The organism is Streptomyces sp. MST-110588, assembly GCF_022695595.1.
In the GTDB taxonomy this organism is placed as follows: Bacteria; Actinomycetota; Actinomycetes; order Streptomycetales; family Streptomycetaceae; genus Streptomyces.
In genome coordinates this window covers 7,825,008-7,837,083 of the sequence record NZ_CP074380.1, presented here as the reverse complement: position 1 = coordinate 7,837,083, position 12,076 = coordinate 7,825,008, and the positions used below count along the sequence as shown (strand labels likewise).

The 12,076-nt window shown below is 70.1% G+C and carries 11 protein-coding genes; 6 read left to right on the top strand and 5 right to left on the bottom strand.

The features are described 5' to 3' along the window. Nucleotides 1-109 precede the first annotated feature (109 nt). The 3 genes from KGS77_RS34105 to KGS77_RS34095 all read right to left on the bottom strand — a co-directional run bounded on the left by KGS77_RS34105 (nucleotide 110) and on the right by KGS77_RS34095 (nucleotide 3,180). Nucleotides 110-1,837: a sel1 repeat family protein gene (locus tag KGS77_RS34105; RefSeq protein ID WP_242587168.1), complete on the bottom strand. Its 1,728-nt coding sequence runs from the start codon at nucleotides 1,835-1,837 to the stop codon at nucleotides 110-112. A 193-nt stretch (nucleotides 1,838-2,030) separates the two neighbouring features. Next, nucleotides 2,031-2,387, bottom strand: a complete 357-nt coding sequence (locus tag KGS77_RS34100) for an ArsC/Spx/MgsR family protein (RefSeq protein ID WP_242587167.1) — start codon at nucleotides 2,385-2,387, stop codon at nucleotides 2,031-2,033. A 268-nt stretch (nucleotides 2,388-2,655) separates the two neighbouring features. After that, nucleotides 2,656-3,180, bottom strand: a complete 525-nt coding sequence (locus KGS77_RS34095; protein WP_242587166.1) for a hypothetical protein — start codon at nucleotides 3,178-3,180, stop codon at nucleotides 2,656-2,658. 87 nt (nucleotides 3,181-3,267) lie between these two features. On the opposite strand from KGS77_RS34095, the gene KGS77_RS34090 reads away from it, so the two are divergent. Continuing rightward, nucleotides 3,268-3,867, top strand: coding sequence for a hypothetical protein (locus tag KGS77_RS34090; protein WP_242587165.1), 600 nt, complete (start codon nucleotides 3,268-3,270; stop codon nucleotides 3,865-3,867). Between the two features lie 125 nt (nucleotides 3,868-3,992). Here KGS77_RS34090 and KGS77_RS34085 read toward each other — a convergent pair whose 3' ends face one another. Beyond that, the gene (locus KGS77_RS34085; protein ID WP_242587164.1) at nucleotides 3,993-4,607 is read right to left on the bottom strand and encodes a ScbR family autoregulator-binding transcription factor; all 615 of its coding nucleotides are present in this window, start codon (nucleotides 4,605-4,607) and stop codon (nucleotides 3,993-3,995) included. A gap of 253 nt (nucleotides 4,608-4,860) precedes the next feature. Between KGS77_RS34085 and KGS77_RS34080 the strand changes: the two genes are divergently transcribed. Then, a complete protein-coding gene (locus KGS77_RS34080; RefSeq protein ID WP_242587163.1) occupies nucleotides 4,861-5,760 on the top strand; it encodes an aminoglycoside phosphotransferase family protein in 900 nt (299 codons plus the stop codon). A gap of 197 nt (nucleotides 5,761-5,957) precedes the next feature. Here KGS77_RS34080 and KGS77_RS34075 read toward each other — a convergent pair whose 3' ends face one another. Next, nucleotides 5,958-7,433, bottom strand: a complete 1,476-nt coding sequence (locus KGS77_RS34075) for an MFS transporter (protein WP_242587162.1) — start codon at nucleotides 7,431-7,433, stop codon at nucleotides 5,958-5,960. A gap of 156 nt (nucleotides 7,434-7,589) precedes the next feature. Between KGS77_RS34075 and KGS77_RS34070 the strand changes: the two genes are divergently transcribed. From KGS77_RS34070 to KGS77_RS34055, 4 genes are all read left to right on the top strand, one after another. After that, nucleotides 7,590-8,297 carry a TetR/AcrR family transcriptional regulator C-terminal domain-containing protein gene (locus KGS77_RS34070; RefSeq protein WP_242587161.1) on the top strand — a complete coding sequence of 236 codons (708 nt, stop codon included), beginning with the start codon at nucleotides 7,590-7,592 and terminating at the stop codon, nucleotides 8,295-8,297. A gap of 169 nt (nucleotides 8,298-8,466) precedes the next feature. Next, a complete protein-coding gene (locus KGS77_RS34065) occupies nucleotides 8,467-9,135 on the top strand; it encodes a LysE family translocator (RefSeq protein WP_242587160.1) in 669 nt (222 codons plus the stop codon). A 684-nt stretch (nucleotides 9,136-9,819) separates the two neighbouring features. Next, nucleotides 9,820-10,818 carry a TauD/TfdA family dioxygenase gene (locus tag KGS77_RS34060; protein WP_242587159.1) on the top strand — a complete coding sequence of 333 codons (999 nt, stop codon included), beginning with the start codon at nucleotides 9,820-9,822 and terminating at the stop codon, nucleotides 10,816-10,818. Between the two features lie 284 nt (nucleotides 10,819-11,102). Continuing rightward, entirely contained in the window at nucleotides 11,103-11,930 is an 828-nt protein-coding gene (locus KGS77_RS34055; protein WP_242587158.1) for a pentapeptide repeat-containing protein, read from the top strand. Nucleotides 11,931-12,076: the final 146 nt, after the last annotated feature.

Here is a 12,076-nt window from a genome sequence, read left to right as displayed (position 1 = left end):
GGCACGGGAACGGGTAGCTGCCTGGCGTAGGCATGGGTACGGCGTCGCGAGGACCAATGGGCGGGCCGGGCGGGGACAAGGACTTCGGTGGTCCGCCCGGCCCGCGGTGTCATGCCTTGGCCAGCGCCGCTTCCACCGCCGCCAGTTCCTCCTCCGGGTCGGCCATGCGTGCCAGGACGTTCAGGTCGTCCATGCCGTAGCGGGCGTACACGTCCTCCTCCCAGCGCGCGGCGGCCGTCCGCAGCGGCTCGACGGCCTCCGTCAGGCGCCCCAGACGATGCAGGACCAGTCCGTAGTATCCGGCGGCCTCCGTCCCGTACTCGAAGTCGCCGCCCTCCTCCCAGGCCGTACGCAGATACGGTTCTGCTTCGCTGTACGCGCCGCGCTGGGCCTTGAGCTTGCCCGCGAACATGGCGTGCAGCGGCGAACCGTCACCGGCCGCCCGCACATACCAGCGCTCGGCCTCCTGGTAGTCCCGGTGGTATTCGGACAGCCAGCCCATCTGCTGGCACGCCTCGTGGTGACCCGCCTCGGCGGCCTTGCGGTACCAGTGGTCGCGCGGGCCGGGCGCGCGCAGCGTGTTGTGGAGCTCCGCAAGGTCGTACGCCGCCTGCGGGTCGCCCGCCAGCGCGGCGGGCTCGATCCAGCGGAGGAGGTGGCGGGCGTCCGCGCCGGCCCAGTCGCCGAGGATCTTCCCGTACGCGTACGAGGCATGGACGTCACCCGCCTCGGCCCGCTCGCGCAGCCCGGGCAGTCTGCGCAGGTCCTTGCCCGGCCCGGCCTCGCCGCTCTCGCGGAGCGCGGCGATCCGGGCGAGCTGCTCGACGACGTCCTCGTCATCCTCCCCGACCTCCCGCAACCAGCGCTCGGCCTCCTCCAGACGCCGTTGCCGCTTGCACAGGAGCCCCAGGTTCCACCGGGCCGCCGGATGCCCGCCGGTGGCCGCCAGGCCGTACCAGTGCTCCGCGTCACCGAGGTCGCCGCGCTGCTCGTGCAGCACGCCCAGGACGTACGCCGCACCGTCGTACCCCTCCTGGTGGGCCTGGAGCAGCAGTCCGCGCGCCTCGGGCCAGGACGCCTCGGTGCCGGTGGCCTCCAGGAACACGGCCTGGTCCACCCGGGCGGAGGGACTGAGCGCGGCGGCCCGGCGGTAGTAGCCGGCGGCTTCGGGGATCAGGCCCGGGTAGTCACGGAAGTGCTGTTCCAGGTCGAACAGCGGGCGCAGCGCCTCCTCCGCGGCGTCCGCGTCCCCGGCGGCCTCGGCGGCGTCCAGCCCCGCCGCGACGCTGTCGAAGTCCGCGCGGATCGATTCGAAGAGCTTTACCCAACGGAAGACCGCGATGTCGCCCAGCTCGACGTCGCTCATGAGGAATTTTGCCGCCTCCTCCAGGCGCCCCTGAGCCGCGAGCAGCTTGCCCAGCTCGATCTTGCAGTCGAGATGACGGCCGTCTTCCCAGCCGCGCCGAAACCATTCGGCGGCCTCCGGATCACCGTTCTCCTTGAGCAGTACGCCCAGTCCGTAGGCGCATCCGGCGTGCCGGTCGGCAACGGCACGGTAGAGCGCGTCGGCCGCCGGCCGGTCTCCGCGGACCTTCCGGTACCGGGCCAGGGTGTAGTGCGAAAAGGCGTCACCGGCCGCCGCCGCCTGCTCCCAGTACGGGATTCCTTCGTCCACATGCCCGCGGAGCACGAAGAAATCGGTGTGCCGACGAGCTGCCTCCGTGTCACCGGCCCGCGCGGCGGCGACGAGCGCCTCCCCGTGCGCCTGTATCTCCTGCGCCGCCTGCTTCTGATGGGCTGCTTGTTTCCGCTGTGTCTCCTGTGATTCCTGCGCCATGCGTCGCATCGTGCCAGGCAGCATCAAGGGCTCGCCAATACGTGGATCACCACGCGGCTCTCACACGGACCGGCGGAGCCCGTCGGCAAGCCGTACCCGGAGGGGTGGGCGGCGGCCCCGTACGCCCGTACGGATCCGGCCCCGCCGCCGCCCGGCGACGCTGGTTGTACGGTGCGATGCCGTGGCCCAGCCGCTACGGCAGGACCGACCGCACCGCCTCCGGCGTCCGGGCCACCACCGTCGTCCCGTCGTCGGCGGTGATGATCGGCCGCTGGATCAGGACGGGGTGAGCCGCCAGCGCCTCGATCCACCGGGCCCGGTGTGCCGGGTCACGGGGCCAGGACGCCACACCCAGGTCGGCCGCGGCCGGTTCGCCGAGCCTGGCGATGTCCCACGGCTCCAGGTCCAGCCGTTGCAGCACGTCCTCAAGCTCCGCCACGGTCGGCGGCTCCTCAAGGTAGTGACGGACCGTGTAGTGCACGTCCTCGGTGTCCAGCAACGACAGCGCCGACTGGCACTTGGAGCACGCCGGGTTGATCCAGATTTCCATGAGCGCGAATCTTCCGTGATCGGTACGAACCGGGCGGCTTTCGTCCGGCTTCGGGTCAATGTCGGTGGACGGCCGGGCAGAGTTCCGGAGGGCAGGCCGGAGACATCAGGAACGCACCCGCGTGAGCGGTCTGCGCTACGGAGCCCTCCCGGGAGGACGGAGGTGAGAGTACTCGACGCGCGGGCCATGGCTCCGTACGGGCCGGGCCGTTGCGGACCGGTGCCGGTAGGCGGACGGCGACCGGAGCCGTAACGGTCCTCGGCGGACGTCAGCGCTCTTCTTCCTCCGACTTCGATTCCTCCGACTTCCGTTCCTCCGACTTCGGTTCCTCCGACTTCGATGACCGGCCCGTGCCGCGCCGAGTGATCGCAAGGACGCCCCCCACCACGCCGATGAGGGAAATGGCCAGCGCGATGCTGATGCCGCCCTCGCTGTCCCAGTACACATCCTCCAGGCTGATGAGCAGAGCCGCCTCGTCGACCACCAGCGCCAGTCCGACACCGAAGGCCAGCCCCATCCACGCCCGCCAGCGCGGGGAGTGCTTGACCAGACCGGCGGCGGCGACGGCGATGAGGAGCAGGATGCCCCATACGTAATGGTGGAGATGTACGCCACCGGCCCGGACGTCGCCCACGCCGGCGGCATCGATGTGTACGAGCCAGGTCAGCAGGCGCAGGCCGCCGAAGGTGACGGTGAAACCCCACCAGGCGAGTACGAAGCCGCGGCGCGCGGGAGAGATACCGCGGAGCAGCCGAAGCCACGGCGCCGGGCCGCGGGGCACGTCATTCGTCAACGGCGCCTCTTCCCTTTTCCTGGACTACGCGGAAAGCAGCCGGGAGCAAGCCGGACACCGCGCGTACCCGGCCTAGGATGACGGAGCGTGAAGAACTCCCCGGCACCGGACACGACCCAATACCAGGGTGGAGTGAAAAAAATGACCGCCTCCGGCATTCCTCTGCTCGTGGCCAGGCTCCGTGACGCCCTCGGAGAACACCGCGAGGAGCACCAGTTGTGGGCGCCCGACATTCCGTCAGGGGCCGGTCCGTGGCAGATGGCGAACGGCATACCGGCCGGTGTTGCCGAGATACTGGCCATCGCCGACGGCATGCACCTGGATTACTCGACCCAGTTGTTCGGCAGCGACGTCCTGCCGGACCGCCGGATGTCCGAGCTCCTTGCCCACGCCGAGCCACTTGATGGCTGCCGTCTCCCCGATACGTCACACTTCTTCTGCTTCGGCCAGGCGGCAAGCAACCCGCTGTGGGTGAATGAACAGGACGGCAGCGTATGGCGGGTGCCGGACGACGGAGTGCTCTGGTACACCGGCTGCCGATTGGAGCGGATCGCCGACACCATGAGTGATTTCTTCACCGGATGGGTCGTCACCGATCGCTTCCGGGATCTGGCCGGCCTGCCCCCGGAGGATGTGGCGGACAACGATTGGTGCCGTCTGCTCAAGCTGACCGGAATGGCATTCTGACGCGTATCGTCTTCTGGCTTCTTCCCACCTCTGACAGGGCAGCCAGGACGGCCGTCCGGGTGTCGTCCGTGGCCTCCCCCGGGTCCCGGCCGCCGCCACTCCTCCCACCGCTGGATCCGCTCCACTCACGCCGCCGCGCGGTCCCACTGCCCGCTGAAGGTCACCAGCGGCAGGACGGCGGGGACGGCGATGCCCGGCAGCAGGTACCGCCACAGCACGGTCACCCGCTGGTGGAGGTCGGCCCGGCCGACGGAGATCTGCGAGAGGAGCTGGGTGCCGGAGTAGGAGCCCACCAGCATCCAGGCCAGCTCCTCCACGTCCACCTCCGGCAGCAGTTCGCCCTTCTTCCGCGCGGCGCGCAGTTGTCCGGCGAACTCCTCTGCCCAGTACCGGTACGGGGAGTCGTCCCGTGCGCCGAAGACCCCCTGCTCGATAGCCAGGCGCACTCCGGCCCGCAGCAGCGGGTTGGTCTGGAGTTCACCCGCGAGGTACAGCGTGATGTCGACCAGCCGTTGCAGCCCGTCCTCGCCGGACGGCAGTTCCAGTCCGTTGCCCTGCTCGATCATCACGGCGTGCGCCAGGGCCTCCTTGGAGGGGAAGTGAAAGAACATCGCTCCCCGAGTGACCCTGGCACGCTTCATGATCTTGCTGATGCTCGCGGCGCTGAACCCGCACTCGTCGAATAGCTCAGAGGCTGCGTAAAGGATACGTTCACGCGTCTTGACCGCTCGCTCCTGCACTGTCCGCACCGTTCCCCTCGACGACCATGCGCATGGTACGGAGGATCGCGGCCTTCTGTCGCATCGGGGTCTGAGCTGGGCCGATGTGGATCGTCACGGAACGCGTCGGCCGGGGCCGCATCGGGCGGGCCACGAAGTCCGGTCTTCCGCCGGCGGGGTCGTGCGGTCTGCACGCGATACGGGTCGCCGCGAGTGGGCAGGCCCCTGTAAAGCGTTTGACGCTCGCCCGCGTCCGGCGATCGGATGGCGCCTCATGAACACAGGACAGATGCATGCCGGTCTGCATCCCATCGACGAGGACCTCGTACGGCGGCTGGTCGCCGGGCAGTTCCCGCAGTGGGCGGGGATGGCGGTGCGGCGGTTGGCGTCCGGCGGCACGGTCAACGCCATGTACCGGCTGGGTGAGGAGATGGTCGTACGGCTGCCGCTGGTCGACGGCGGCGCCGAGGACGTGTCGAGGGAGCAGGAGTGGCTGCCCCGTCTCGGTCCCCGGCTGTCCACGGCCGTCCCCGAGGTGCTCGGAGCCGGGAAACCCGTCGAGGGCCATCCGTGGCCGTGGTCGGTGTACCGGTGGCTGGCGGGGGAGAATCCCGAGGCGGGGGCGCTGAGTGAGCCCGTGCTGCTGGCCAAGGATCTGGCCGAGTTCGTGGCCGCTATGCGGAGCATCACCCTGCCGGGAGCGCCGGCGGCTCACCGTGGCGGGCCGCTCGCCTCGCTCGACGCGGAGACCCGGGCGGCGATCGAGGAGCTGCGCGGGATCCCGCAGGAGGGCGTCGACTGCGATGCCGTGACCGCCGTATGGGAGGACGCGCTGCGTGCCCCGGACTGGGACGGGCCGCCGGTGTGGCTGCATGCCGATCTGATGCCGGGCAATCTGCTGGTGGAGGATGGCAGGCTGACCTCGGTGATCGACTTCGGGTGCATGGGCGTGGGCGATCCGGCCTGCGACCTGTTCCCGGCGTGGAATCTGCTGTCGGCCGACGCGCGGCAGGTCTTCCGCGAAGCGCTCGATGTGGACGACGCGACCTGGATGCGCGGGCGCGGGCGAACGCTCTCGCAGGCACTGATCGCGCTGCCCTACTACCGGGAGACGAACCCGGCGATGGCGTGCAATGCCCGGTACGTGATCCGGGCGGTGCTGGCAGGGAGCTGAGACCGCCTCCTCCGGTGACCTCGAAAAGCAGCGCTTCTTGAGCAGAGCGGGGAAGCGGGAGTGGTGGCAGAGGTGTTGGTTCCGGCGGTGGGCGGCGGCTTCCGGAGCGCATGGCCGCAGTGCGTTCCTGGGGCCATGCGCTCCGGCCGGAACTTCCTTTTCTCGTGAGGTGTTAGGGGTTCGGGAGTTCTTCGGGGTCAGCGGTGTGGGGATCGGGCGGGAGACCGAGTGGTACGGGCCGTGGTCAAGGGGGCGGCTATGCACATGGCGGCCATGAGGAGGGCGAAGGCGACGGTCAGGGCGGTGGTGTAGCCGTGTACGGAGGCCGCGGCGGGGGCGGCGTATTCGGCCGAGGTGGGGTAGGAGGCGGCGGCGCCGGCCGCGAGGGTGTTGAACAGGGCGGTGCCGATCGCGGCTCCGAGCTGCTGGGAGGCGTTGTAGGCCGCTGATGCGGCGCCGACGGCGTGCTGGGGCACGTCCGCGGTGGCCAGGCTCGCGGTCGGAGGCATGACACAGCCGAGGCCGAGACCGGTGAGCAGCAGCGCGGGCACCAGGTAGCAGGGGAAGATGCCGGTGCTGTGCGGCGTGAGGCGGGTCAGGATGAAGATGCCGACGGCCGCGGACAGCAGGCCCGGCAGGATGAGCAGGGCGGGTGGGACGCGCCCGTGCAGTCTTCCGGCGATCAGGGTCGCGCCGACCAGGGCGGCCAGGGCGTTGACGAGCAGCGTCAGACCCGCCTGGACCGGCGAGCAGCCGAGGACCGTCTGGGTGTAGTAGCTCATGAACAGGTAGAAGCCGAACATCGCGACGAACATCAAGGTGATCGAGGCGAACGCGCCGGCGCGGGCGCGGTGCGCGAGTACCCGTATCGGCAGCAGGGGGTCGCGGGCCCGTATCTCGACGGCGGTGAACGCGGCCAGGAGGAGGACTCCGGCGGCCAGCAGGACGAGCACCTTCGGCGCGCTCCACCCCAGCGGCTCGGCTTCGTTGACGGCGTAGACCACGGCCGAGAAGCCCGCGGTGCTCAGCACGGCGCCCGTGATGTCGAGACGGCCGCCACCGCGGGCGGACCGCCGGGCGTCCCGTGGGACGAAGGCCGTACCGAGGACGGCGAGCAACGCGATGGGGGCGTTGATGTAGAGGCACCAGCGCCAGGTGACGTACTCGGTCAGCAGTCCCCCGGCGACCAGGCCGACGGCCGCCCCCGCGGCACCGACGGCGGCGAACACGCCAAACGCCCGGCCCCGTTCTTCCGGCTCGGTAAAGGTGATCGTCAGCAAGGACAGCCCGGCGGGAACGAGGACGGCGGCGAACACCCCTTGTAAAGCGCGGGCGACGAACAGCATGTCGGGGCCGACCGCGGCTCCGCCGAGCGCCGAGGACGCGGCGAAGCCGATCAGGCCGATGAGGAACGTACGCCGGTGGCCCAGCGCGCTGCTGACCCTGCCGCCGATCAGCAGCAGTCCGCCGAAGGCCAGGGCGTACGCGGTGATCGCCCATTGCCGGCTCGCATCGGACATGCCGAGCGCGCGCTGCGCCGAGGGCAGCGCGATGTTCACGATCGTGCCGTCCAGAACCACCATGAGCTGGGCCGCGCTCACCGCCGGCAGCATCCATCGACGCTGCCGTACGGAAGCCGGGGAGGTGTCCAAGTCGTTCGTGTCCGTCAGCATCCTGCCATTTACCTAACGTCGTTAGAGGGCGGGCGAACGTTGTTAGATTGTGCGAACACCGTACTACACTTGCCTGGACGGCAGGATGATCAAAGGCGATACGGACGGCGCGCGGCGGCGCTCCGGCCAAGGGCGAGGACGAGGGCGAGGAAGATCGTGGCGAGCGAGCGCGACCGGCGAGAAGACGACCAGGTGCGGAGCGTCTGGCTACGGCCCCGTCGCACATCCAAGGGCGAACCGCCGCTGTCCCGCGCACGCATCGTCGAGGCCGCCGTCGCCCTGCTCGACGAGGAGGGCATCGAGCGGCTCACCATGCGACGGCTCGCCGAGCGCCTCGGCGTCGTCGCCCCGTCGCTGTACTGGCACGTCGACACGAAGGACGACGTGATCGACCTCGCCGTCGATGCGATCTTCGGAGAAGTGCCCCCGGGGGCGGGGCAGGCGGCGGACTGGCGGGAAGACATCACCGCGGTCATGACCGCGTGGCGGGGCGCGCTGCTGCGGCACCCATGGGCCGCCGCCGTCCCGGCCCGGCGCCGGCCCACCATCGGTCCGAACTTCCTGGGGTGGATGGAGGTTTTGCAGGCGACGCTGGTCCGCGCCGGCTTCACCGGGAAGGGGCTCTCCGCGGCGACCTGGGCGCTCTACAACCACGTCATGGGATCCGCGGCCTCCGAATCGGCCCTGCACATCACCGACGCGGAACGCCGGGCCGGGCAGGAGCAGTTGCGGGCCCGCCGCGACCGGTACCCGACCCTGGCCGCCGGAGGCTACCTCTACGACGACGACTGGGACGGGAGCTTCACCACCGGCCTGGACTACCTGCTCGACGGGCTGGCGGTGCAGCTCGGCGAGAAGGAGTGAGGGAATCGCCCAACCACGGCCGTTATCTTCGACTTCGCCCTCTACGCACCTCTATGTCGCATCCTTTTGCAGCTCCGCCTCCATCGCCCGGTCGGTGAAGCAGCAGATTCCTGCCCGATTTCGGGCAGATCTTAGGCAGTTGGCGGCTGCGGCATTACTGTGATCACTCATGATCTCCGCATCCGCACTGGGGTCCTTCGCGCTGATCGTCGGACTTCTCACGCTCACGCCCGGCCTCGACACCGCCTTGATCCTGCGCACCGCCGCGCTCGGACAGCGCAAGCGCGCCTGGGGCGTGGTCCTCGGCATCCAGACCGGCACCCTCATATGGGGCGCGCTCAGCTCGCTGGGCATCACCGCTCTGCTGACCGCCTCGCACCTCGCCTACGCGGTGCTCCGCTGGGCGGGGGCCGCGTATCTGGTGTGGATGGGAGGCCGGATCCTGGTGTCGGCCCTGCGCCGCGGCCCGGCCGAGGCGGATCCCGCCTCCCCCGGTGCGCCGGAGGGGACGGATGCGGCGGACGGGCCGGATGCCGACGACCGCTTCCTCGGCGGCTGGCGGCGGGGCGTCCTGACGAATCTGCTCAACCCCAAGATGGGCGCCTTCTACATGGCCACCCTGCCGCAGTTCATGCCCGCCGGATCCGCGCATCTGGTGACCGGCACCGCGCTGGCCGGGGTGCATATCGCGCTCGCCTCGCTCTGGTCGGTCGTACTGATCTCCTTCGCCCGGGCGTTCCGCGGCACCCTTCAGCGCCCCTCGGCACGCCGCGTCCTGGACCGGATCAGCGGTACGGTCATCGCCGCGTTCGGCGTCCGGCTGGCCCTCGGCGACTGAGTGACGAGCCGGCGGGGAGACCGACGGGTGTTCAGAAAGCGCCGTACGCTCTCCGGTTCTCCCGACGCCCACTGCGCGGCAGCATGGTCACCCATATGGGGCAAGCCGGTAACCCGGTAACGAGCAAGCGCGATCGTATTCCCTCTCGGGCAGCGTGATCCAGCCAATTATGACGTCTTTTCGGACATCCTCCCGGCAATGATCGCGAGGCCGCCGTTCACCGAATGACCGAAAAGTGGGTGGCGGGCAGCGCGCAGCGCGGTCACGGCCAGCCGGAGCACGGTTGCCTCCACAAGGCTTTCTGTCATGTGCCTGCCCGATGGCCCCGCTCGCACCAGGAACATCACGGATCACCCGTGCCCCATGAGCGTCGTAGCACCTCTCAAGCAACGGAAAGCCGCACACCGCTTGCATCATTCCATTCACGGATGAATGGCGCGTTTCAGCGGCAGCATATACCCGGTGTCCGGTGACCAAAATCTTTCGTTGACATGCCGGAAATGAATTCTCTAGCGTGACGCGCGATTCCGGCGCATTCTCTCCTTTCTCTGGCGGCGAGCGGCACGATGCCTCTTCTTCATCGCATGTGTGCGACTTTCCGCGTTCTCGAAGCCCGGATCCCTCCCCGGCCGGTTGAAGACGTGGAGCGGCCCGGCCGTGAAATATCAGGAAGAAGGCAACACCGTGACCACCTCCCTCACGCAGCAGCACGCCCATCAGCTCTCCGAGGCCGAATCCCATAGGCTCTGGCAGCTCTCGACACTGGCCGTCGGCACCGCACAGGCGTCCGCCTCGGCGCTTCCCGGCCTGCTGCTCGATCTGCCCCGAGCCGTACGTGGCGCCCTGCTCGATTTCGCCGAGGGAAATGCAGGGAATGCGGACTCGGGGTTCTTCCTGCTGCGCGGCGTCACTCTCGGAGACCTGCCCGACACCCCCGCCGTCCACCATTCCGGAACCCTCGACGGCCATCCCACCGACGGCACGCTCACGCTCGTGGCGGATCTGCTCGGCTCGCTCGTCGGTTACCAGGAAGAGAAGGACGGGGCCCTGATCCACGACGTACATCCGGTGCGCGGGGAGGAGCGGCGGATCGAGAACAGCGGGTCGGTGGCCTTCGACTTCCACACCGAGAACGCCCACCACCCGCTGCGCCCGGACTACCTGGGTCTGTTGTGCGTACGCCAGGACCACGAACGCACCGCGGCCACCCGCGTCGCCTCGGTACGCCGGGCCGTCCGGCACCTGACGGCCGAACAGCTCGCGATCCTGCGCACGCCGCAGTTCTACACCTCCTACGCGGCGTCCTTCACCCGGGGCAGCACCCTTCCGGTGCCCCGCTCCGGGCCGCACCCCGCCATCTTCGGACCGCATGACCGCCCCTTCATGCGCTTCCACTCCCACACCACACACGCGGCCGGCGCGGAGGCGACCGCGGCGCTCAAGGCGCTGGCCGAGGCCCTGGAGGCCGTCTGCCACGACGTGGTGCTGGAGCCCGGCGAGCTGGTCGTGGTCGACAACCACGTCGCGGCGCACGGCCGCAGCGGATTCACCCCGCGTTACGACGGCCGGGACCGCTGGCTGCGCCGGTTCTACTCCCTGCGGTCCGTCCCCGGCTGGGCCCGGCACATGATGCCCAGGCAGCGGGTCCTGCCGGCGCTGGAGGACATCCAGGGCGTGCTGTGAACCACCCGGCGACCGGGCCCGCCGCACATTCCGGATGCGCCCGCATTGCGCCGGCCCTGGTGATCGTCCGTATGCCGTCGGCATGGTGACGGCATACGGCGTTGCGCCGATCCGCTCTTCGCCCGGGCCGGTTCAGCGTCTCCCCGGCGCGTAGGGCACCTCGTACCGTACGCGCCGCGTCGGTGGTCTAGAATTGACCGCTTCCCGTTCCGGCGCCCGGGATCATGCGCTACGGGTGATCACGGGAGGTGCACCACCGCCCGCGTACCAGGAGAACGAGCGCCTTGTCAGAGCAGACCCGCCACGCCGCCCATGCCGACCTCCAGGCCGACTGCGGGAACTGCTTCGGCCTGTGCTGCGTCGCGCTGCCCTTCGCGCGCTCGGCGGACTTCGCCGCGGACAAGGCCGCGGGCACCCCGTGCGGCAACCTCCAGGAAGACTTCCGCTGCACGATCCATGAGCGGCTGCGCGAGAGCGGTTACACGGGCTGTACGGTCTTCGACTGCTTCGGGGCCGGCCAGAAGGTCTCCCAGGTCACCTTCAAGGGACGGAGCTGGCGGGCGGAGCCGGATTCGGCCTGCACGATGTACGAGGTCTTCCCCGTCGTACGGCAGCTTCACGAGCTGCTGCGGTACGCCGCCGAGGCGCTGGACCTCGCGGCGGCCCGGCCCGTCCATCGCGATCTGCGCCGGGCCTACGACCGGCTGGACGCCCTCACCCGGGACACCGCCGAGGCCCTTCTGGCGGCGGACGTGCCCGCATTGCGCGCGGAGGTGAACGCGCTCCTGCTGCGCGCCAGTGAACTGGCCCGCGCCGCGGTACCGGGCCGCAAGAAGAACCACCGCGGCGCCGACCTCCTGGGCGCCCGCCTGCGCGGGGCCAAGCTGCGGGGGGCCAGCATGCGCGGGGCCTGTCTGATCGCCGCCGATCTCTCCGGCGCCGATCTGCGCGATGCCGACCTGATCGGCGCCGACCTGCGCGACGCCGATCTGGCCGGCGCGGATCTGACCGGCGCGATCTTCCTGACGCAGGCCCAGCTCAACGCCGCGCGCGGCGATCGGGCCACCAGGATCCCGGCCGTCCTCCAGCGGCCCCGCCACTGGACCGTCTGACCACCAGGTACGGCCGCACCGCAGATCACACGCCACAGACCGGCACACGGCATACCGGCAGTCGGCAGACCGACAGACCGCGGCACCGGACTGGACGCGCGGGCGCGGAGCCGGACCACCGGCCCCGCCCCCGCGCCCGTCCGCAC